Annotated in this window: 19 protein-coding genes and 1 pseudogene; 3 read left to right on the top strand and 17 right to left on the bottom strand. The window is 39.0% G+C overall.

Going from position 1 to position 22,037, the window contains the following annotated elements:
* Positions 1-227: 227 nt before the first annotated feature.
* From L3V42_RS09360 to L3V42_RS09380, 5 genes are all read right to left on the bottom strand, one after another.
* Positions 228-1,415, bottom strand: a complete 1,188-nt coding sequence (locus L3V42_RS09360; RefSeq protein WP_235762455.1) for an acetate kinase — start codon at positions 1,413-1,415, stop codon at positions 228-230.
* A 23-nt stretch (positions 1,416-1,438) separates the two neighbouring features.
* A complete protein-coding gene (locus tag L3V42_RS09365; protein WP_235762453.1) occupies positions 1,439-2,422 on the bottom strand; it encodes a class I SAM-dependent methyltransferase in 984 nt (327 codons plus the stop codon).
* 340 nt (positions 2,423-2,762) lie between these two features.
* Positions 2,763-3,263: a thiol peroxidase gene (gene tpx / locus L3V42_RS09370; protein WP_235762452.1), complete on the bottom strand. Its 501-nt coding sequence runs from the start codon at positions 3,261-3,263 to the stop codon at positions 2,763-2,765.
* 171 nt (positions 3,264-3,434) lie between these two features.
* Positions 3,435-3,872 carry a GerW family sporulation protein gene (ytfJ, locus tag L3V42_RS09375; protein ID WP_235762451.1) on the bottom strand — a complete coding sequence of 146 codons (438 nt, stop codon included), beginning with the start codon at positions 3,870-3,872 and terminating at the stop codon, positions 3,435-3,437.
* A gap of 20 nt (positions 3,873-3,892) precedes the next feature.
* Positions 3,893-4,423, bottom strand: coding sequence for a DUF2953 domain-containing protein (locus L3V42_RS09380; RefSeq protein WP_238471857.1), 531 nt, complete (start codon positions 4,421-4,423; stop codon positions 3,893-3,895).
* A 145-nt stretch (positions 4,424-4,568) separates the two neighbouring features.
* Here L3V42_RS09380 and L3V42_RS09385 point away from each other — a divergent pair, with 145 nt between their 5' ends.
* Positions 4,569-5,369 (top strand): NAD kinase, encoded by an 801-nt coding sequence (locus tag L3V42_RS09385; RefSeq protein WP_235762449.1) that lies wholly within the window; start codon positions 4,569-4,571, stop codon positions 5,367-5,369.
* 89 nt (positions 5,370-5,458) lie between these two features.
* Here the strand turns inward: L3V42_RS09385 and L3V42_RS09390 are convergent, their stop codons facing one another.
* The 5 genes from L3V42_RS09390 to refZ all read right to left on the bottom strand — a co-directional run bounded on the left by L3V42_RS09390 (position 5,459) and on the right by refZ (position 11,548).
* Positions 5,459-5,656 carry an alpha/beta-type small acid-soluble spore protein gene (locus tag L3V42_RS09390; protein WP_235762448.1) on the bottom strand — a complete coding sequence of 66 codons (198 nt, stop codon included), beginning with the start codon at positions 5,654-5,656 and terminating at the stop codon, positions 5,459-5,461.
* A gap of 105 nt (positions 5,657-5,761) precedes the next feature.
* Entirely contained in the window at positions 5,762-6,958 is a 1,197-nt protein-coding gene (thiI, locus tag L3V42_RS09395) for a tRNA uracil 4-sulfurtransferase ThiI (protein ID WP_238471858.1), read from the bottom strand.
* A 6-nt stretch (positions 6,959-6,964) separates the two neighbouring features.
* Entirely contained in the window at positions 6,965-8,104 is a 1,140-nt protein-coding gene (locus tag L3V42_RS09400) for a cysteine desulfurase family protein (RefSeq protein ID WP_238471859.1), read from the bottom strand.
* 742 nt (positions 8,105-8,846) lie between these two features.
* A complete protein-coding gene (gene ezrA / locus L3V42_RS09405; RefSeq protein ID WP_238471860.1) occupies positions 8,847-10,541 on the bottom strand; it encodes a septation ring formation regulator EzrA in 1,695 nt (564 codons plus the stop codon).
* Positions 10,542-10,912: 371 nt separating this feature from the next.
* Positions 10,913-11,548: a forespore capture DNA-binding protein RefZ gene (gene refZ, locus L3V42_RS09410; RefSeq protein WP_235762444.1), complete on the bottom strand. Its 636-nt coding sequence runs from the start codon at positions 11,546-11,548 to the stop codon at positions 10,913-10,915.
* A 189-nt stretch (positions 11,549-11,737) separates the two neighbouring features.
* On the opposite strand from refZ, the gene L3V42_RS09415 reads away from it, so the two are divergent.
* Positions 11,738-12,217 carry a free L-methionine (R)-S-oxide reductase MsrC gene (locus tag L3V42_RS09415; RefSeq protein ID WP_235762443.1) on the top strand — a complete coding sequence of 160 codons (480 nt, stop codon included), beginning with the start codon at positions 11,738-11,740 and terminating at the stop codon, positions 12,215-12,217.
* 83 nt (positions 12,218-12,300) lie between these two features.
* On the opposite strand, the gene L3V42_RS09420 is transcribed toward L3V42_RS09415, so the two are convergent.
* Positions 12,301-14,019, bottom strand: a complete 1,719-nt coding sequence (locus L3V42_RS09420) for a sensor domain-containing diguanylate cyclase (protein ID WP_238471861.1) — start codon at positions 14,017-14,019, stop codon at positions 12,301-12,303.
* 491 nt (positions 14,020-14,510) lie between these two features.
* Here L3V42_RS09420 and rpsD point away from each other — a divergent pair, with 491 nt between their 5' ends.
* Entirely contained in the window at positions 14,511-15,113 is a 603-nt protein-coding gene (gene rpsD / locus L3V42_RS09425) for a 30S ribosomal protein S4 (protein ID WP_235762441.1), read from the top strand.
* 86 nt (positions 15,114-15,199) lie between these two features.
* Here rpsD and L3V42_RS09430 read toward each other — a convergent pair whose 3' ends face one another.
* The 6 genes and pseudogenes from L3V42_RS09430 to fba form a co-directional block, all read right to left on the bottom strand.
* Positions 15,200-17,053 carry an LTA synthase family protein gene (locus L3V42_RS09430; RefSeq protein ID WP_238471862.1) on the bottom strand — a complete coding sequence of 618 codons (1,854 nt, stop codon included), beginning with the start codon at positions 17,051-17,053 and terminating at the stop codon, positions 15,200-15,202.
* A 1-nt stretch (position 17,054) separates the two neighbouring features.
* The gene (locus tag L3V42_RS09435) at positions 17,055-18,650 is read right to left on the bottom strand and encodes an aminotransferase class V-fold PLP-dependent enzyme (protein ID WP_235762439.1); all 1,596 of its coding nucleotides are present in this window, start codon (positions 18,648-18,650) and stop codon (positions 17,055-17,057) included.
* A 504-nt stretch (positions 18,651-19,154) separates the two neighbouring features.
* On the bottom strand, positions 19,155-19,721 hold the full coding sequence (locus tag L3V42_RS09440) for a glycerol-3-phosphate acyltransferase (RefSeq protein ID WP_238471863.1): 567 nt from the start codon (positions 19,719-19,721) through the stop codon (positions 19,155-19,157).
* 194 nt (positions 19,722-19,915) lie between these two features.
* Positions 19,916-20,431 (bottom strand): YfiT family bacillithiol transferase, encoded by a 516-nt coding sequence (locus L3V42_RS09445; RefSeq protein WP_235762437.1) that lies wholly within the window; start codon positions 20,429-20,431, stop codon positions 19,916-19,918.
* An 87-nt stretch (positions 20,432-20,518) separates the two neighbouring features.
* Positions 20,519-20,871, bottom strand: a pseudogene (locus L3V42_RS09450) (FAS1-like dehydratase domain-containing protein).
* A 276-nt stretch (positions 20,872-21,147) separates the two neighbouring features.
* Entirely contained in the window at positions 21,148-21,993 is an 846-nt protein-coding gene (gene fba, locus L3V42_RS09455; protein WP_235762436.1) for a class II fructose-1,6-bisphosphate aldolase, read from the bottom strand.
* Between the last annotated feature and the right edge of the window lie 44 nt (positions 21,994-22,037).

Raw genomic sequence — 22,037 nt, forward strand, 5'->3', positions numbered from 1 at the left:
TCCAAGCATGAATGGTAGTGTCGCTAACATTGTATTTTCTTGCAACAATACTATCAGGCAGCTCCCCCTCTAGCACGCACAATACAGCTTGAACCCTTTCATCCAATGTGTGTTTCATTACTTTCTCAGACATAATAAAAACTCCCTTTATAGTAGTAGAGATCTTTTATTATTTCTCTGTCTACTATAAAGGGAGCATATCACACATCCTCTTGTCCCATTATTTTTTAATTACCGCTTAATCTGATTGTATCGCGAGCAATCATTACTTCTTCATTCGTCGGAATGACAATGACTTTTACTGGGGAATGCGGGTAGTTGATGAACTGTTCTTTCCCACGGACATCATTCCGCTTCGGATCCCAATATACACCCATGAACTCAAGTCCTGTTAAAATTTTCTCTCTCATTGTAATACTATTTTCGCCGACTCCTGCTGTAAAGATGATTGCGTCAACACCTGACATTTTCGCAGCATAAGAACCAAGGTATTTGTGGATTCGCTCTGCAAAAACGGTTAGTGCAAGTTCTGCTCGCTCATTTGTTTCAGATTGTTCCTCAATATCACGTAAATCACTGGAAAAACCAGATAAAGCAAGCATTCCACTTTCTTTATTCAGTACGTTGATTACTTCATCCGCTGACTTTCCGGTTTTTTCCATAATATATGGGATTAATGCCGGATCAATATCTCCTGAGCGTGTCCCCATTGTTACACCTGCCAGTGGTGTGAAGCCCATGGATGTATCAATGGATTCTCCGCCTTGAACAGCAGTTACACTTGCTCCATTACCAATATGGCACGTAATTAATCTTAGGCTTTCAAGCGGTGCTCCGATTAATTCTGCTGCCCGTTCGGATACATATTTATGAGATGTACCATGGAAGCCATATTTACGAATGCCGTAGTCTGTATAATAATTCTTCGGTAAGCTATATACATAGGATGATTTTGGCATCGTTTGATGGAACGCTGTATCAAAAACAGCAACCATCGGTACATCCGGTAAAATTTCTTTGAAGGCACGGATTCCAGTTAAGTTAGCTGGATTATGAAGTGGTGCCAATTCGGATACTTTTTCAATTGTCTCAATCACTTCATCTGTAATCCGTACGGAATCACTGAAATGTTCTCCACCATGCACAACCCGGTGACCAACTGCATCAATTTCATCAAACGACTGGATGACTCCTGTGTTGATAAGTGCTTCTAAAAGCATTTTGACAGCTACTTCATGATCTGGAATATCTTGTACTATCTTATCTTCTTTTCCATCTACTTCGATTTGGAAGATCGAGTCAGCTAACCCAATTCGTTCTACTAATCCAATTGCAGATACTTTTTCTTCAGGCATCTCAATTAATTGAAACTTTAGAGATGAGCTTCCGGCGTTAATAGCCAATACGTTTTTCATACTATCACTCCACCATCAATATTTTAGTTTTCATAAGTTTGAAACCAACGATTCATTTGTCCAAGTATGTCCGCCATCGCATTATGACTCGTTAAAGATGGCAGCTGTACCAGCAACGGCTGCTTCGGACTATTAGTGTTTACCCCTTTTTTCTGAAGAACTAAAATGCTTTTTACATTCCTTGATGATTTGAAGCTTGATTCCGGTAAACGGAGGACACCGACAATATGCGCATGCTCTTTCAGATAGCGGTTCAATTGGTCGGACTGATCGCTCTCAAATAAAAAATCAGGCACAACAAAAATAAGGTACCCCGCTTCCTTTGTGTAGGTCATGCTCTGTTCAATGAATAAATGGTGCGCATAGGAATGTCCTTCTTCTGCTTTTAATTCATAGTCCCCTGCCCGGATATCATCTGGATAAAAACCTACCGGAAGATCGGCTACAACCAAATCAACTGGATCAAGTAATAATGGTGCAAGACTGTCCTGATGGAAAAATTCAATTTCCTGCTTTAGGAGATTGGCACTGCTCACTGCAAGCTGGATAAGTGTCGGGTCGACTTCACTGGCATAAGTTTTTAGCTCCTGCTCGAGCTGTTCCATGACGGTAAAGAGTAGATTCCCTGTGCCACCAGCCGGATCAAAAAGCCGGATCTGTTTATTGTTTCTCATCAACTGATTTGCCAAATAAGCGACAATCATACCAACAGATTCCGGAGTCATCACATGTTGTTCCTGAACCGATCCTTTCATTCCGTTTAAAGCAGCAAGTTGAATTGCTTTTTTCAAATCTTGCTTGGAATGATTGATATTCTTGAATTTATCTATTTGGTTGTCTAACTTTTTACGTAAAATATCATCAAAATTCTCATGTGGTGTTTCGTAAAAAACAGTGTCCATTGTTTCCGAAAGACTGTTTAAATACGGTTCATCCACATGAGCTTGAATGATTTCAGTTGTCTCGTCGAACCATTTAAAAAGTTCTTCTACGGTTGACTTTTCCATTCCTTTCCTCCAAACATGCATATATTTCACAGAGCAAAGGCGCAAGCGCCCGTTTAACAACATCGAACTTCCACTCTTCTTTTTGAGATAAAGGAAACTCAGGCGACGACAGTGAGTTGATGTTGACTTTCACTACAAGGGTATAAGTGCGACAAAGCCTCACAAAGACCAAACGGCTAAGTCTTCTTTATCGATTGAAGGAGTGTGAAGTTTGATAGCTGCTGGGCGCTGGAGCCAGACATGGCTATTGCTAAGAATATAAGTTATTCACTACATTTATCTTAAAATTTCCTTCGCCACGAAAAATCTCTCCCGGGCTCCCGCCAGAGAGAGATCTCGATTATTTCGCTTGTTTCACAGCTTCTAAAGCAGCGTCATAGTCAGGGTGGCTTGAAACTTCATCGACATATTCTACATAAGTCACTTTGTCATTTGAATCAACAACGAAGATCGACCTCGTCAGTAAGCGCAACTCTTTAATCAAGACACCGTATTTTTCACCGAAATCAGCATCCCGATGGTCGGATAATGTGTCCAAGTTCTTAACTCCTTCAGCTGCACACCAACGCGTTTGAGCGAAAGGCAAGTCCATGCTAATCGTTAACACGTGGACATTATCAAGCTTAGACGCTTCTTCATTGAATCGTTTCGTCTGATCAGAGCATACTCCGGTATCAATGGAAGGCACGACACTTATCAATTTGACTTTTCCTTTATAATCATCTAAAGAAACTTCCTTCAAATCATTTGATAGGACAGTAAAGTTTGGTGCCTCGTCCCCAACTTTCACTTCAGTTCCTAATAAAGTGACTGGATCATTATGGAATGTAATTTGCTTCATTATTATCCTTCCTCCCAATTTAGTTCTCTTGTCTCTATTATGAAGAATCCTCATTCAGTTGTCCAATCTTTCACTTGAAATAAGGGAGAAAAATTAGTGTTACCGTATTCATCCCCTTTTAGTTAACATATTGAGGATAACAAGAGCAACTCACACAAATGAAAATCCGTTCTATATATCAAAATTTAGCGGATTTGTCTTTTTCACCTTTTCATTTTTTTCTTTGTTAGATCCTTTTTCTTTCATCATCTTCTCTACTCTATCGAAAACTTGCGGGGTCATTTCGAGAAACTTTTCATAAAGCTGTGTATGCTGATCAAGGCGCACCATCTTCACCTCGTCATTTTTGACGACGAGAAATGCAATTGGCGTTAATGAAACCCCGCCACCACTTCCGCCACCAAAAGGTAAAGTAGCATCTCCTTCCGTTGACTGAGGGCTAAACTCACTTCCTCCTGCAGCGAAACCAAAACCTACTTTTGATACAGGTATGATTGTACTTCCGTCAGGAGTTTCAATTGAATCCCCGATGATTGTATTTGTCTCTACTAAAGACTGCAGACTCTCCATTGCCGTTGTCATTAAACCTTGAATTGGATGATCTTCCATTACAATTCCCTCCGTATCCTTTACTTTTGATCATTGATTATCCGATAGATTTTTAAAAACGTGTGTATACGTAACCGAAAGATACAGTCCAGTCGTGAATATAACCCTTCCCCTTGATAATAGGACTCGACAGCGACGATTGGTTTAGATAGAACCGTGCAATATTGTTCCACCACTTTTACCGCAAGCTCTTGACATGCCCATAACCAACCGGAAATCATTCCAGTAATATGTGCTTCCCCAGTGCCAATTCCTGTCTCCCATTCAAGCTCTCTTACCTCTATCTTTTTTATAAACGGAATGATTTTCTTCCAATCGACTTCAGGTAAGGCATGGTTCTTACCTGACTCTGTTGTGCCTTCTAAACGTGGTAAATCAATCGATTTTTTCCATAGGAGAATGTTCATGACGGACAGAAAAATGTCGAGTTTGTGAACGACTGTCAATTCGAATCGATAAGAAAATGCAATATTTACCTTTAAAGTAGTGATAAGGATTAAAAAAAGGGTAAATAGAAACAATAGCAGGGAGAAAAATATAATCCAGACCATAAGGATGCTTCCTTTTTCTTTTTCCAGTGATTATTCTTTAGCTTGTTCGATTATTATTTTTTTAATCATCATTATGAATATAATTGGATTATACGATTATGGGATGATATGATAAAATTATGAACTTCAACGGGAGGCGCATACATTGGTGCAGCGAAATCAATTGTTTTTCCATTATTTAAAAGATGACGAAACAGATGCAAAAGTGGACGCGTTGGGAGCGATTGCTGTAGATAACGGCTTTGCGATTGTCGACCATCCGGATAAGGCAAGTATTATTGTAAGTATTGGCGGTGATGGTGCTTTTCTACAAGCAGTAAGAAAAAGCGGTTTCCGACAGGACGCCATTTATGTCGGGATTACGCGCGACGGTGAATCAGGTCTGTATTGTGATTTTGACCTTGATAATTTCGATGAAATGCTTCACAGTCTGATGCATGAAGAATTGGAAGTGCGTAGATTTCCTGTAATTAAAGCTCGAATCAACGACGGAACAGAATATCATTGTTTAAATGAAGTAAGTATCCGTTCTACAATAGTTAAAACGATTGTCATTGACGTTTTAATTGATGATGTTTATTTCGAAACATTCCGTGGCGATGGCCTAATCGTTTCCACTCCAACAGGAAGTACAGGATATAGCAAATCTGCATTTGGTGCAGTGATCGATCCACTCATATCAAGCTATCAGGTTTCAGAAGTTGCTTCGTTAAATAATAATCAATATCGGACATTAGGCTCTTCTTTTGTTTTAAGTAAAGACAGGCAGCTAACCTTGAATGTTCAGCCAACAGGTAATGACCATCCGATTATTAGTCTGGATAATGAAGCACATCCAATAAGAAAAATCTCCTCTCTTCAAGTTGAGATGAATGATACGGCCATTAAAACGGTGAAATTAAAAAATAATTCTTTCTGGGACCGGGTGAGGCGGACATTCTTGTAATCATCTAACCTGAATAAAAACAGGACGCAGCGTAAATCTGCGTCCTGTTTTTTGCCTGATTGCAGGCTTTTGTTATTCACTTATACTGTTTATTGACCGCTAAACTGTTGCTGTGCCATTGTTACGAGACGTTTTGTAATCTCGCCACCAACTGAACCGTTCGCACGGGAAGTTGTGTCAGCACCAAGTGAAACACCAAACTCTTGAGCAATTTCATATTTCATTTGATCTAACGCTTGTTGTGCACCAGGGACTACTAATTGATTTGAAGAATTATTGTTAGCCATGTTAGCTCACCTCCTTGGTAACTATAGATTGTGTTACTTGGAGGAATATCATACACAACTAAACTTAACAGTTCCTGGTAATCTTCCTAAGTGTACCATGTGTTCTTATAATAAATCTTCAAACTCGGTTTCTTTCCTTTTAGCGGTAACATGGATTGTTTCAATTCCTGCAATTGCTTCTTCAATGGACGGCCTGAAATCATGTCGTGCTTCCATCGCATTGATTTTATCACGGCGAGGTTTCGTCTTTGGTGACTTCGGTACAAAAATTGTACAGCAATCTTCATATGGCAGGATAGAAATATCATAGGTATCAATCTCTTTTGATATATCCACGACCTCTGCCTTATCCATCGCTACAAGCGGACGAATAACCGGATAGTTTGTCACTTCATTAATTGTGTGCATGCTCTCCATTGTTTGACTTGCAACTTGTCCAAGATTCTCTCCTGTCGTGAGAGATAGAATATTTTCTTGTTTACAGACTGCTTCAGCTATTTTGAACATCATTCGGCGCATGCTCGTCATCGCATAGCTATCTGGGATTTCGCGGAATATTTCCTGTTGTAATTTCGTAAATGGTACGATATGAACTTTAATCGACTTTCCGTAACCGACTAATTTCTTTGTAAGATCAAGCACCTTCTGTCTTGCTCGTTCACTCGTATATGGCGGTGAATGGAAATGGATGGCTTCGAGCTGAACACCACGCTTCATGGCGAGATACCCTGCAACTGGACTATCAATCCCACCAGAAAGCAGCAAAAGAGATTTACCAGCAGTTCCGACAGGCAATCCACCAGCTCCCGAAATATTTTCCGATGTAATATATGTTGCCTCAAGACGCACTTCCACCTTTATTTCTACATCCGGTTCATGAACGTCAACGGTATAGTCTTCCGTATTCACTAAGAGATGTTCTCCTAGTATCTGGTTCATTTCTTGTGAACCATAAGAGAAATTTTTATCCACTCGTTTTGCTGCCACTTTAAATGTCCGAGCATTTGCTTTTTTCAATGCTTCCAGTGTCGCTTCCTTTATTTTTTCAATATCATTTTCCACTTTAAATGCAAGGGATAGACTATGAATTCCAAATACTTTTCTGCAAATCTCGATAATCGGTTCTGGCTCATGTCCGTTTAAGAGCACGAACATTCTGCCTTGCGTTCGCTTTACTTTTGCATTTTGGAAATCTTTTAGTTTAACTTGAAGGTTCTCCTGGAGGGCTTGGATAAAGCTCCGAATGTTCTTTCCTTTTAATGCCATTTCTCCGTAACGTATTAATATATGATCATATTGCATGGTTATCTACCTCAAAACTTCCTTAAATTCATGTATTGCCTCTTCTAATGAAACGACAAAACGTTCCATTTCTTCTTGTGTATTGTTATAAGACAAGCTAATTCTTAATCCAGAAACTGCGATCTCCCTTGGTAATCCACAGGCAGCGAGGACTTTGCTCTCATCTTTCTCTTTTGAAGAACAAGCGGACTTCGTAGAGATATAAATCCCCTTCTCCCCGAGCATATGAATCATCACTTCCGGCTTGATGCGTGGCACGGACAAGTTAAGAATATGCGGGGCTCCGTTTTTCGGACTATTGATCTGAACACCGTCCATATTTTCTAACTTTTCCCATAAAAAATCATGCATCAGCTGTAAATGACTCGTTTCGTTTTGCTGTTTTTCTTTTATTAAGCGTAATGCACGCCCCATCGAAACAGCCCCAGCAACATTCTCTGTACCAGAACGAAGGCCATTTTCCTGTCCACCTCCGTGAAATAGCGGGAAAAGCGAGGTTTGTTTATTGACATATAAAATTCCGGTTCCTTTTAAGCCATGGATTTTATGTCCGGAAAAGCTGCATAAATCGATCCGTGACCTTTGAATATCGAGCGGAACCTTACCAAGACTTTGAACTGCATCTACATGAAAATATAATTTCGGATAATTGCTTAATAATTTTCCAATTTCCTCAATCGGTTGAATAGTGCCAAGTTCATTGTTCACATGCATGACACTAACTAATATCGTATCATTTCGAATCGCCTCTTTCACATCATTCACATGAACCCGTCCTTCTTCATCTACTGGAAGAACCGTCACTTCAAATCCTAAGCTTTCAAGACTATGACAAGCCTCATCAACAGAAGGATGTTCCGTTGCTGTTGTAATAATATGTTTGCCGCGATTTTGATGTTCTAACGCAATCCCTTTAATTGCAATGTTATTCCCTTCCGTACCACCTGAAGTAAATATGATTTCATTTGGCTCAACTTGCAGGAGCGATGCTGCTTGCTGTTTAGCAGCATGTAGAAGCTTCTCTGTCGCACCGCCAAGTTGGTGGATCGATGACGGATTTGCAAAAAACTTCTCTGTTGTTTTTTGGAAACTTTCGATGACGGATGGATCTGGAATCGTCGTTGCACTATTATCCAAATAAATCATCAAATTCCTCCTTTCTTATTGTTTATTCTATATTGATTTTGATTTACGCCAAATAATTCCTTAAGAATCGTACTGCATCCAGCTATAAAAAACAAGCCCTTTGCTTAATTATTCAAAGAAACTTCTCCGTTTCGCAGCAGAAACAAAAAGGGATACCTTTACTGATTTTATAGAATCCCCGGAGTTCATTCTACTTATAGCAGCTATTTACTTTCATTCAGCGTAAGTGTCTTGCACGTTCTCATGGTTCGCTCTCTAACCGCCGTTCAGTTCCCAGTGGACGGATGCGCATCCTTAGGCACTGCTAGAGCTCCTCGGGCTACCGCCCTGTGGGGTCTCAAGGCTCGTGCTGTTCCCGCAGGAGTCACCGTCCACCGGGCAACTGAACTGGTTGAGATAATTATTATTAATAGCATTTATTCCAGTGTCTTGTCACGATAAAATCATATCTTTGGAATAATAAATAATGTTCCAAATTAGGTTTTTCCTGGTAGCAGTCCAAACACCTCGAGACTCCTGCGGGAGGATAGGCCTGGCGAGACCCCGCAGCGCGATAGCGCGAGGAGGCTTGCCGGACCTCCAGAAGTGAGTTTCGGGCACTTACGCTGAATGAAAACGATGAGCAGTTCTTTCAGGTTCAAGATGGGGACATATACGTGGTCTATGAAGCATAGCAGGGGACTTTTTCACATAATGAAAGGCTGTATAAAAGGAAAACCTTTTTATACAGCCTGCTTTGTAATTAATCATTCATGACAAGTTGGGTTTCTTCGATGCGTTTTAAGGCACCTGGTTCGACTTGTTCAATTGCTTTTGCAGCTTTTTCTAAAGATAGTTCATATTCATACGACCGGAATAATCGTTCTGCTTCCACAAGTTCAGCGGCAAGTAATGGATTTTTACTTCGGTAGCGGTTGGCATATTGAATGACTCGTTCCGTTAAGTATGCCTGGTCAAGCATCATATCGATTTGTTCCTCAGCTTGTTCAATCGCATTTTCTGCCTCTAGCAATGACCGGTGAACGGCCCCTGTGTCCAATGGGTGCTGGTCAAGCGTTTCTAATACTTTTTTATTTCTTTGCTGTGTCTCTTCCAGACTTGTCCATATAAAGGTCGGTACTCCAGGGATATTGCTTTTACGCAAGCGACGATGCAACTCTTTAATTTGATGATGCATCTCAGACAATTTATCTTTTGCAAGCAATTCATCTTTTCTTAATGTTTGAATTGCTTCTTTAAACGTATCATGCTTTTCTTTCAAGTCATCGATTTGTTCCAGGCTGATTTCAACTCTTCTGCGTAACTCACTATGCGCAGCGTCATTTTCTTCAAAGCTCGCAAGTACTTCCGTCAATTCATTGTTCAATGCTTGAGCTTTTCTATCAACTGCAAGGAACTTTTCCAGCTCTTCATCTTTTACATAATAAGCCTTCCTTAACTCCTCAACTTCTTCCTTTGTTTCGATAAAGGATGTATGTAATGCAGTTACCGCTTCTTTGTAGGATGGGACATTTTGATCCAGATAATTCTTCGCTAATGCTTCTTCTTCGAGCAACTCATACATTTCGGTAATTCTTTCTTCCATTTCATCCAGATTCTTCTTGCCTTCCTCTAAATTACCTTCCTCAAGCAAAGTCATTACATCCGTAATTCTTTCCTGATATGTACGAACTTCGTTTTCAAAATCAAGGTGCTCGATATAAAAGCCACCTTCCTTCATTTCTTTCATTCCGGAAAGCAGTTGATCCAGTTGAGTAGAGAGTTCATGTTTCGCTTTCTTATAAACTTCAGGGAAAGCATGAACCTTCTCATCCAGTTCCTCTAGCTCGTCCTTCAACTCATCAACAATTTTTTTGGCTTCCATATAATTTCCAGCAGCACTTTCTTCATGGTAGTTCTCTAACTCTTCTTCCAGCTTATCAAGCTGTTCATCGAAATAACGATCTGCTTTCGCATACTGGTAACGATTTTGCGATATTTGCCTGCGCAGCTCTCTAATTGCCGGTTCTACCTCTTCTACTTCCATTCTGCTCGATTTTTCGGATTCGAGTAATTCCTCAAGCTCAGATAAGATACTATCGATACTTCCTTCAATCGATTGAAGAATACCCTCTGTCTCCTTCAATACTTTCTTCGCTTTAGAAATCCGAAACTTATCTGCTGCATCCTCTGCATCAAGTAAATGCTCTTCAATATCAGCAAGCTCTTTACTTACGATATAGTCCCAGCGTTCCTTCCACGCTTCAAATTTCACTTGTGTTTCACCAGATAGGGTGAGATTTTTAATTTTACTAAGTTCACCGGCTACGTTTCTCCCCATTATATCCAACTTCCACGCTTCCAGACGATCTACTTGGTCGTACACGCGCTTCCGTAATATTAAACCGATGACGATTAATACAATGATTGCCAAAATAATTCCAATGAATATTTCCATAGCGTACCTCCTAGCCCCATTTCAACAAGAGGATTTATACAATTAACAGTATGTGTTCAAAAAGGATGATAAAAAGGACCGAGGGCGGCTAAGTACGCAACGTCCTGTTGCAACGCTGACACTAACACGTCCTGTGCGTCGAAATTCCAGGCGGCGAAAGCTCCTCGCACCGGAATGTACATCGATGGGTACATGAGGAGCGGAAAGGCGAGCCTACACAGAAGTTCGAAGTCTCATTTTTACCGGACTTTTTGAACAACCTCTAACATGTATTTAAATTACATTTCATTCAAATCTGTTATGATATAGTATTAATATAGCATGTAATCAGTTACTTTGGCTAAGAAAAAGAAAATTTTGTCTAATTTTTATTACTTTCCCTGAAATTTGTCGGAAACATCTTCATTTTCGACAATAAATTTCAGCCAATTTTGGATAGTTGCCACATATTTTTTCACAAAAACCTCATGCGAGTAATCACCAATCACCCTATCTTTCCATTCGTTATGTAAAATATATGGTGTAATCAACATCCCCTTTAGCTGCATGAGTAAATAATCCCTTTCATCCCCAGGCAGTTTCTTTCCTGCTAACACATTGAAAAACGCCGTACGGATATGAAAATTCTCTTTAGCAAGATAGGTGATGGTCATTTCACGGACAAATATCGAATCAAGAGTTAGTTCGCGCTGAATGAAACAAGTCAATTGAAGTTTTGATTGCTTGTATTGTATAATTGTGAAAATCAATTCGTTTAGCCGATCAATCGCAGACCAATTCTCTGTTGCTTTCAAAATGGCTTCTATTGTTTCCAAGTATTCTTCATAATATTTAGTTACGGCATATTCGAGCAGACCTTGTTTCCCGTTAAAATAATAACTAACGGAAGATACATTCACTTTGGCCCTTTGAGCGATGTCCCGAACGGACGTGCCGTGGAAACCTTTTTGGAAAAATAAAGAGGAAGCAGCATGGATTACTTTTTGTTTGGACAGATTTTTCTTCACTATAATCAGCTCCTTACCTATCCATTACGACAAATTTGCTTGAAATCCTGTAACTTTCGTTCGACAGAAATTTTACGCATGTCGAACTGCGCCGAAAAAACATATATCTCTATCTTACTGGAAACGAAGCAGAAAGCTCAAGTCTATTCAATCAGGCATTTAGTATAACGAAAAATGAGGAGGAATATGATGTTTCAACAACTCAGTTATTCAACAGAACGAACCGAAGCATATGAATTATTAATTAAGCAATTGCATGCACTTTCAGAGGGGGAAAAAGACGAGACTGCTTTACTTGCTAATGCGTCAAGCTTATTGAACCAGTTTCTTGATCAAGTAAACTGGGTCGGATTCTATCTTTGGAAAAATGATGAACTAGTCCTCGGCCCATTCCAAGGATTACCGGCTTGTATACGAATACCATATGGAAAAGGTGTTTGTGGCACAGCAATTAAAGATAAGGAAACCCAACTCGTTCCAGACGTCCATGCATTCCCTGGGCATATTGCTTGCGATGCTGCAAGTAATTCCGAAATCGTTGTACCTATTATACGGAACGGTGAAATTTATGGTGTTTTAGATATCGATAGCCCAATCAAAAATCGCTTCGATGAAACCGATCAACACTATCTGGAAAAATATGTCGAAGCACTAATAACGTATTTATAGGCAAAAAAACGAGCAGCTTTATTGGAAGCTGCTTGTTTTTTTGTGAATAAACCAAAACATTTGTGTCTTCAGCAGAGAGTGGATCAAAGTGTTAGTATGCGATTTTTCCCTTTTGATTTTGCTTGGTATAAAGCTTGATCTGCTCGTTTGAATAAGCTTTCCTGCGTGACATGCTCCCCCCTATACCAACTGGAAATACCACAAGAAACCGTAATAGAAGGGTCGGTTCCTAAAGGGATTTGCTCTCGAATTTTACCAGCAGATCGCTGAGCATCTCTTAATGCTAGTTCCGGCAAGTATACAGCAAACTCCTCCCCGCCCCATCTTGCTACAACCCCGTCGTTACCAATTGCTTTTTCCATTACTGATGCAGTTTGTTTCAATACTCTATCGCCGACATGATGACCATATGTATCATTCACTGACTTAAAGTTATCAATGTCAAAAAGCAGCAGTACCCCAGTTGCCCCATTCTCTTCGTGATCGTTGATTGTCTCTTCTAAATAACGCCGTGTATAAACTTGAGTCAGGTAATCCGTAATAACGGTTGTTTGCAATCTTTCTTTTAAAATCGTATTCGAAATGGCTAAAGCAGAATGTTGCATCAACGACACAATCAGCTTAAAATTCTCAAAACCGAAATAATAAGCGTTTTTATGTAAAACAATTGCAAAACCCATACTTAATCCAGAATAAACCATCGGAATTACCATAACCGATTGATAGCCGTATTTTTCTAATTCCGTTGCATTACCGGTAAAAATCGCTTCTCTTGTCTTCATAATTTTAACTTTATATTCATTTGCCAATTGCTGACCTTGAATTCCTTGAAATAAAGCGGTACTGCCGGTTAAGATATCAAAGTCTTTGTCTGACTTTTCATCAAAATAAATAAAACCAACTTCTGTAGCGCCCGTTATTTTCATAATTTGCTTCCGAATTAGCTCCGTTAACTCCTCTAATTTCAACGCAGCATTTAAATCATGGATCGTATTATTTAATAAAGTAAGCTCGGAAACCTGACTAAGAGAGTCCTCATACAGCATCGTTTTTTCCAATGCTTTCCCGGATAAAAATGCAAACTCCTCGATAAACTGCTGTTCCTGTAATGGAAAATAATCAGTGATCGGCACGATGAGTTCAAGCACACCATACACACTTTGCTCTCCCGCAATTGGTGCATAGACGGTTTTTATCCCTTGCTCTGACTCCACTTCTATTTGAAACTTTCCTGTCATAAATACTTCGGTGCTAACTGGCATCGGCAATGTGTCTGAGTATTTTAATATTTTAATTGGTAGAGTTGAAGTCGCTCCATATTCCAGTGTTAAAATAAGATGGAATGAATAATCTTGATAGACACTTTCCAAAGCCTCGACCATCTGATGTAAGACTTCGCTTTTATCATGTGCCATTAACATTTTCATACTTGTATCGAGTAATAGTGTATTATATTTTTGTTGAAGCATCTTGTTCCATATGCGCTCAACGATGGAAAAAGCTTTTTCAGTTTTTTCCCGTAATTGAAGGAGGACTTGTTCCGTGAGGGATACAGGCTTATCATAGAGAAGAAATAATACGGAAGACTTTTCCAGTTGTATCGGAATAAAGCGAACGTATTCCGGCTTCTTCCCTTTGAAGAAATGATCTGCAATGAGGTCCTTATTTGAAATAAACTCCTCTGGCTCATACTGCTTCAAATGAGAAACAGAAGCAAGTAACCGCAAAGAATTAGTCGTTTCAAAGTGAAGGTAAAGTGCAAGATAATCCGTTTCGAGGTATTCGCTTAGTCTTCGGAGCATTTTTTCTATAAGCTCATTATCCAATCTTTCCTGTTTGAGCATATCGTAATAATATCATAGTATAGAAGCTGTAATTCGTGATTTTCTTTCATTTATATCACCTATATTTATTTCATTAAGATGTAATGCTGCCTTTCAACTATATTATACGCGAAATAGTTCTGTCTTCCTATGTATGACAGTCAAATTTTACAATAACATCACCTTGAAGTAGGTCTTTTAAATTAATTGACGATGAAAGTTCGTTATTCTTAAAAAAATTATATTTTTCGTTGACTTTTTCACTATTAAATAATATAATATACTTTGTGTAAATTTAAGGTAGCCTTTGCGTTCAATGCATTGCAACTAGTTTGTTCCTTATACAGATATAAGGGCGTATCGTGTAACTCTCTGCTGCTGGAGCGATGGTACAAGAAAACAAACTAGCCAGTGTGGTTGACGTGGTGATTTATTTTTATGCAAAAATAAAATCAAAGGAGGAAATGTCTATGGCACGCTATACAGGTCCTGTATGGAAGAAATCACGTCGTTTTGGCATTTCATTAACTGGAACAGGTAAGGAATTAGATAAGCGCCCTTACGCTCCTGGACAACATGGTCCGAACCAAAGAAAAAAGCTATCTGAATATGGTCTTCAGCTTCAAGAGAAGCAAAAATTACGTTATATGTACGGATTAAACGAGCGTCAATTCCGTAACCTATTCAACAAAGCAGGTAAAATGAAAGGGATCCATGGTGAGAACTTCATGATCTTACTTGAATCTCGTCTTGATAACCTTGTTTACCGTTTAGGTCTTGCTCGTACACGCAAACAAGCTCGTCAGCTTGTAAACCATGGTCACGTTCTAGTTGATGGCCGTCGTGTAGATATTCCATCTTACACGGTTACTCCTGGTCAAACAATCGGCTTACGCGAGCGTTCAAGAGAGCTTGACATCGTGAAAGAAGCAATCGAAGTGAACAGCTTCGTACCAGAGTACACAACTTTCAACGCAGACAACGTAGAAGGTTCATACACTCGTTACCCAGAGCGTTCTGAACTTCCAGCAGAGATTAACGAATCTCTTATCGTTGAGTTCTACTCTCGTTAATATCTATCTTATCAAATTAAAAGTATCAACCCCCTTGAAATCACTATTTCAGGGGGTTTTTCTTTGCATTGCAACTTAATACATCATTAATCATATGTGAACCGTAACAAATCCCCAAAGATAATATGATCGGATAAAGACAACTCTTGTCTTGCCACATCCGCATACACTTCACAATTCTTCGTATTTACAACCTCTCCATCTTCTTTGCGGTAACAAATATTATTTTTATAAATATAATCCTCTGACAAAAAACTTCCATCTCGAAAAATAACCGGATGGCTACGATCCCTTGTGAATAGATTATGCCCAAATGAATAATGATGATCAGCACTAATTCCTAATAGATGGAGAAGTGTTGGACGTATATCGATTATCCCTCCTTGTGCCGTAATCGTTTCTCCCGCTTGACCAGGTATATGGATGATTAAAGGAACTTGTTGCTGTTTCATATGATTCGCTATATTTATTTCCTCATCTAATAATTCACTTAAACCTTTCTCATATTTTTCAGAAATGCCATAGTGATCACCTACTAGAACAAACACTGCATTTTCGTACATACCTGCTTCCTTTAATTTATCAAAAAACAGTTCAATCGATTGATCCAAATAACGAACTGTCGTAATATAGCGATTCACGACATCTTCCCCTGTGTCTGCTTCATCGATAAAAATATCCTCCTCATCCAACAAGAAAGGAAAGTGATTCGTCAAGGTAATCAATTTGGCATAATACGGTTTGGGTAGATCCTCTAAATAAGGAATCGATTGCTTAAAGAACGGTATATCTTTTATTCCATAGTTAATAGAAGTTGCCTCTGTCACCGTATAATCCTCTTTAGAGTAAAATTTATCGTATCCAAGGGATTCATACATGACATCACGATTCCAAAACGTTCGATCATTTCCATGAAAAACTGCTGAATAATAATCCTTGTTTTCTTTTAACAGATGCGGCAGACTATTAAAAGTATTTTCAGGTTTTCTTACAAAAACAGATCCACTTGCCAATGGATAAAGACTCGTATCAATCATCAATTCTGCATCAGATGTCTTTCCCTGTGCTGTTTGGTCATAAATTTGAGGGAAATAAAAGCTATCTTTAATTAATTCATTTAGAAATGGCGTAACTTCTTCTCCGTTCACTTTATGATCAATCACAAAGTTTTGCATAGATTCCAAGGTTATGAGGATAATATTTCTCCCTTCCGCTACTCCGAATAAATCCATTCGTTCCGAACTTTTTGGTTGCGTGTAATCTTCAAGTACATCAGCATCTGCTTCTGTAACAATAAGCGGTTGTAAGGGTGCTTTAATGCTTAACGCTATATCATATAAATGGTAATTTAATAAACCGATTGATTTAACCATCTGTTCCCGGTCATAAGACTCGGAAAAAATATGTACCGATTTTATTAGAGCGAAACAAATAGTTATCATAATAAAAGAAGTACTGACCATCACATACTTTCTTTTTCTCTGTTTCGGTACGGTTATATCAGATTTCTTTCTAAATAGGAACGAACCAATTATAAATAAATCAACGAATAATAAAATATCCCACCAGCTCATCAGTTCTAACGTACTGGCACTCAAACCACCAACATTATCGAACTGAAAAAGAACCGGTAATGTAACAAAATCATTATAAAATCGATAATACAGCAGATCCCCGTAAAGCACTCCTGTACCTACTAATAATAGTCCGAACAAAATAAATTTATTTACCTTTTGTCCAAAATAAAAACTGAAACCCATCGCGAGTAAAAGAGAGCCAATGGAACCTGTCAAAATTAAAAAACTATCAAAAATGGAATGATTGCTAAGATTAAAACCGACGAAGGAGACGATTACCGTCTTTCCCCAAAGAATACTCGCAACTAATAAAGTTAGTTGTATACCCGTTAGCTTTTCAAATAGTTTGTAAAGGTTTCTCATATTAAACCTTCTTCATCCTGTGTTTTAAAATGGCTTCAAGAGCAATACATGCAGTCTCAAACTCCGCTAGTGTTACATCCCCCATGAATGCAAATTGAATCCAGTTTCGTTCTAGCAGGTAGTCACTCTCGTAACTAATGATAATTCCTTTCGCTTTTAATTCATCTCCAATTTCTTTTGAAGAAACGGAATGAGGAAGTGGAATGGTTAGGATGCCGGGAGAATAATGTTTATCCCCCAAAAAGGATATATCAGCATCTGCCAGCATTCTTTTAATTGCATTTGCCATTACAGTTTTTTTGTTCATATCAAGCCTTTTTGCTGCTTCCTTTAAAGCAGCAATGAGATTAGAGGAATGCGTATATGGAACACTGTCCATTTTAGCGTATTGACCTAGATCCAAATATCTCGGTATTTCCTTACTAGGCCCTATTTCCTCCTGGTGGAAAACAATCGCTAATCCCGGATAAGAACCAAGTCCTTTTCCACTTACTGTACTGGCAAGATAGGTATCCATTAAATCAATTGGTACAATCCCAACCGAACTGCAAGCATCTACACATAATTTTACCTGATGCTTATTTGTTAATTCTTTCAAACGATCCAAATCGTAAAGATAGCCTGTCGATGTCTCGCAATGTACCGTCCATAGCCAGTTGACATCAGGATGTGATTCCAGAATGAATTCGATTTCTTCTATCGTTATTTTTTCATTCCATTCCTTTTCTACCTTTTCGTGCGGTAAATTCATCCGTTCTGCATGATCGATTAACCGATATCCAAATTCCCCATTAGCTAGTATAAGGCCTTTTCCTGGAAGTTTTTTTAGTTGAGCAGCTACTAGATCATTTGCTAATGTTCCAGTACCAACAACAATTTGCGCATGTTCAGCATTCACAAGTCCGCAAAGTCTTTCACGTACTACTTTGATATTTTCTATAAAGTCACTGGAACGATGAGAGATAGGCGGATTAAAAAATGCCTGTTCTACTTCCCTCTTTATTGCCACTGGCCCAGGCAAAAAGTTTAACTGTTTTTGGGTCTTCCCCATCATCATTTTACGAAAGGCTTTGGATGACGTTTCAAATCTTTCTTGTGTTAAGTACATTGGTTGAAACATCGCTTCCCTTGTTCCGACCATTGGACCAAAGGGTTCAAAACCAATCCTTTTATATAACCTGGTTTGACGATCCGTACCTGAAATCAAAGCCATATTATAATCCTTCTCCAAACAATAACGTACAAGAAGTTTAACCAATTGATAAAATACCCGACTCTTTCGGTAACTTCTTTTTACGGAAAGCAACCGCACCTCACAAGGGTTCGCGTCATTCGGCAAATATTCATCTAAATCAGCTAACTTCTGGTCAAGGGAAAATGGACGATTTGCCCGTACGGTAATCATCCCGATAACTTCTTCTCCATCCTTAGCAATGAAATAAATATTTTCCTCATCAAATTTATCAATTAATCGCTGACTCTGATTTTGCTCATGCTGTGGAATTTCTTCTACAAATGTTTCATAATTTAATTGATAAATCTGATCCATTTCGTCTGGATCTGATGCTATCTTATATGTTAAAGTATGTGGTTCCATTTTTTGCCTCCTCTAACGAGTAGAAAAGATTATTTTCTTGTTGCATTAATGAATTTCATAATACGTATTTAATGCTTCACCATCACCATATGTAGTTGAGTTAGTTCGTTCCCAACTACATATGGTAATGGAAAAGCCGACTTTGGTAATTATGAAATTCATTCGCATAGCAAACTATAAAATAAAAATGTTGTAGATAACTTAGTGTCTAGGGCTAGCTATGTCTGGCCTCCAGCGCCCAGCAACTAGCAGATCTTTTAGTGGGACGAGCAGTGCGCATTGCCAAACTTCACACTCTTCCAATCGATAAAGACTTAGCCGTTTGGTCTTTGTGAGGCTTAGTCGCACTTATACCCTTGTGGTGAAAGTCCACATCAACTCACTATCGTCCGTCGCCTGAGTTTCCTTTATCTCAAAGAGAAGAATGGAAGTTCGATTAAGTTCACCCCATCCTGGGTCAACATCGAACTACCCCCCATCCTGGGAGGCACAGTTTGTACGTTGCTAAACGGACGCTTCCGCCTTTGTTCTAAGATGGGGAATAAGAACAATAATTAATAAGATGAATAGACCGTTTCCAATACAGTATTCTCCCATGATCCATGCTGTTACGGGAATCGATAGCATCGCAATCAGCCCGGAAACCGTAAAGTTTCGTATAAGTAAATAGCCAATTCCAGCGATTATTCCTAAGACAACGATAGCCATTGGAACTAAGAATAACGTCGATGCTAAATAAACGACAACCCCTTTTCCGCCTCGCCCTCCAAGGTGGACCGGCCAAATGTGTCCAACTAATAGAAAAAATGCACTTACCAATAGCATTATTTTATTTTCCGGAAAAAGAAGACTAGTTAAAGAGAGCGCAATCATAACCTTGGCAACATCAATAAAGACGGTATATAAAAACCCTTTCTTACCTAGTTCTCTCCCTGCATTTCTTGCTCCCGCATTACCGCTTCCTAGTCTTCTAATATCTTGCCCAGTCATCCATTTCGTTATATAATAAGCGCCAATCAAACTTCCCATACAGTAGGATAGCAGGACAACCAATGTAATATTCAGAACCATATTCCCCCTAGCAACTTTCTAATACATCCGCACATTTTACAGCTTTTTGTTTGTTAACAGTTATTGTAAATTTCCATTTCATTGTAATATTACATGCAACGTAATTCAAGGTCGAATTTTTTATTCTAGATGAATACAAAAAAGATACGCCTTCCCTTTGAGAGACATATCTTTTTTGATTTAACCTAACTATATTATTTTGCTAATGCAAGTTTAATATGAGCTAAATGATGTTCTTCATGCCAGGCTAATTTAGCCACTTTTGTTGCTACCGTTATTTTACCGTTAATTTCGTGCGTAAAGGTTCGCTCTAATTGTTCTTCGGTTAAGCTATTACCTAAAACGACAATTCGCTCATTGATTCCTTCCAATAATTTAATAGAAGGTTCTACAGGTAGTTCTGTATCGGGTTGAACTGCCCATTCATCTTGAATGAAGTTTGGTACGGTTGGATTATCATCTGTCAAAGCGAGTTTTAACCGTTGAAACATGTTCAACTGAGAGTCTGCAATATGGTGTACGAGCTGACGAACGTTCCAGCTACCATCCCGATACGTTTTGCTTAATTCCTCATCATTCAACGAGTCGACGGTTTCTCTTAATCGAGCCGTATATGACTCTATTTGCTTTAACCATTCTTGAACATTTTCTAATGTTACCTTTTCCGGCACTTCTAATTCACCAATTGGGAACTTGACTTCCTTATTCAAAACGATTCTCCCCTATTCTATACGTAATCATAATGTATCCAGCTTCCATTCTTAGCGTACCAACAACCCGGGTAGGCGTCAAATAAGTCAATCCGTCAAGATGACTCCTGCGAAGTATCCGCTTAGCACTTCTTTTCATGTTTATTTCTGCATGTAAACGTCGCGATGATAGAGAATCGATTATTCTTTTTCTCTTCTACTTCCTTGATTGTTACCGTACAACTGATTGTATCTCCAGTGAAAACGGGTCTGAAGAATTCAAATTTCATCGTACGAGCTAACACATTATAATCTCCCCCAACCTTCGTCGGTAATGTGGCAGTCAGCAGTCCTTGAACAACTAATCTTCCAAGTTCATCTGGGGTTGTATGATGCTTTCCTTCATCTTTAGATACTGGAATGAATTTCATAATTACCAAAGTCGGCTTTTCCATTACCATATGTAGTTGGGAACGAACCAACTCAACTACATATGGTGATGGTGAAGCATTAAATACGTATTATGAAATTCATTAACTGTAGTAAATATTGCGACATCTTCTTTCGTGAATGTACAGTAAAAACGAATAATATCTCCAATTTGTAGTTCTACCGCAATTCACTCCCCCATTCTTTTATCGTTAGCAGTCTAACTATACATAACTGTATCAAATACTAAGTTCAAATTCTATCGAGTAAAAAAACCTCTCTATTCATATATAGGAGAGGTCCAAGTTTTATTTAAAACCAAATTCTTTAATTTTAGATTTAACCGTCTGTTTAATTGCTCCATGGGCTGGATCAAGGATTTTCCTTACTTCATAAATATCCTGATCCGCTGTTACAATTTCTCTTACGGTTTGCGTCCAGGCTTGAGCAGTTTCTGTGTTCACATTTATTTTTGCATGGCCGTAATGAATTGCTTTACGAATCTGTTCCCGAGGAATTCCTGTTCCACCATGCAATACCAGTGGAATATCGATGAGTTCCGAAATCTCTTTCATTTCTGCAAAACCTAATTTCGGTTCACCCTGATACGGACCATGAACAGAACCAAGCGCTGCTGCCAGTGCATCAATCCCTGTCTCTTCAACAATTCGCTCACAATGTTCGGGATCGGCATATTGAATGCCTCCAGTCAGTCCATCTTCCGTACCACCAACCGTCCCGACTTCAGCTTCTACAGATACACCATGCAGCTGCGCATATTCAACAACTTCTTTTGTCATCCGGATATTCTCTTCAATTGAATAATGCGAGCCATCAATCATGACAGATGAATATCCGGCATCAATTGCCGCTTTACACCGTTCAACCTCGATTCCATGATCGAGGTGTAAGGCGACGGGTACCGTAATCCCCAATTCTTTGATAAACATCTTCACAGTCGAAGCAATGATGCGGAAACCGCCCAAATAATCGACTAATCGCTCAGACGAGGCAACGATAACCGGTGCCTTTAATTCCTCGGCAGCTTCAAGAACCGGTCTTGCCCATAATAATGTGTTCAAATTGAACTGGCCAACAGCATAACCATTCTCTTTGGCCGTTTTCAGCATTTCTTTCATCGATACGAAAGCCATATCCTGAATCCCCCTCATCCCTATCGTACCTTTTCAAAAACTTC

Origin of the sequence: Oceanobacillus alkalisoli, assembly GCF_022213125.1 — a bacterium.
Taxonomy (GTDB): Bacteria; Bacillota; Bacilli; order Bacillales; family Amphibacillaceae; genus Oceanobacillus; species Oceanobacillus alkalisoli.

Bases quoted from the DNA above. Each gene is read 5' to 3' on its own strand.
- L3V42_RS09360 (WP_235762455.1), bottom strand. From the start codon at position 1,415: ATGAAAAACGTATTGGCTATTAACGCCGGAAGCTCATCTCTAAAGTTT.
- L3V42_RS09365 (WP_235762453.1), bottom strand. From the start codon at position 2,422: ATGGAAAAGTCAACCGTAGAAGAACTTTTTAAATGGTTCGACGAGACA.
- tpx (WP_235762452.1), bottom strand. From the start codon at position 3,263: ATGAAGCAAATTACATTCCATAATGATCCAGTCACTTTATTAGGAACT.
- ytfJ (WP_235762451.1), bottom strand. From the start codon at position 3,872: ATGGAAGATCATCCAATTCAAGGTTTAATGACAACGGCAATGGAGAGT.
- L3V42_RS09380 (WP_238471857.1), bottom strand. From the start codon at position 4,423: ATGGTCTGGATTATATTTTTCTCCCTGCTATTGTTTCTATTTACCCTT.
- L3V42_RS09390 (WP_235762448.1), bottom strand. From the start codon at position 5,656: ATGGCTAACAATAATTCTTCAAATCAATTAGTAGTCCCTGGTGCACAA.
- thiI (WP_238471858.1), bottom strand. From the start codon at position 6,958: ATGCAATATGATCATATATTAATACGTTACGGAGAAATGGCATTAAAA.
- L3V42_RS09400 (WP_238471859.1), bottom strand. From the start codon at position 8,104: ATGATTTATTTGGATAATAGTGCAACGACGATTCCAGATCCATCCGTC.
- ezrA (WP_238471860.1), bottom strand. From the start codon at position 10,541: ATGGAAATATTCATTGGAATTATTTTGGCAATCATTGTATTAATCGTC.
- L3V42_RS09415 (WP_235762443.1), top strand. From the start codon at position 11,738: ATGTTTCAACAACTCAGTTATTCAACAGAACGAACCGAAGCATATGAA.
- L3V42_RS09420 (WP_238471861.1), bottom strand. From the start codon at position 14,019: ATGCTCCGAAGACTAAGCGAATACCTCGAAACGGATTATCTTGCACTT.
- rpsD (WP_235762441.1), top strand. From the start codon at position 14,511: ATGGCACGCTATACAGGTCCTGTATGGAAGAAATCACGTCGTTTTGGC.
- L3V42_RS09430 (WP_238471862.1), bottom strand. From the start codon at position 17,053: ATGAGAAACCTTTACAAACTATTTGAAAAGCTAACGGGTATACAACTA.
- L3V42_RS09435 (WP_235762439.1), bottom strand. From the start codon at position 18,650: ATGGAACCACATACTTTAACATATAAGATAGCATCAGATCCAGACGAA.
- L3V42_RS09440 (WP_238471863.1), bottom strand. From the start codon at position 19,721: ATGGTTCTGAATATTACATTGGTTGTCCTGCTATCCTACTGTATGGGA.
- fba (WP_235762436.1), bottom strand. From the start codon at position 21,993: ATGGCTTTCGTATCGATGAAAGAAATGCTGAAAACGGCCAAAGAGAAT.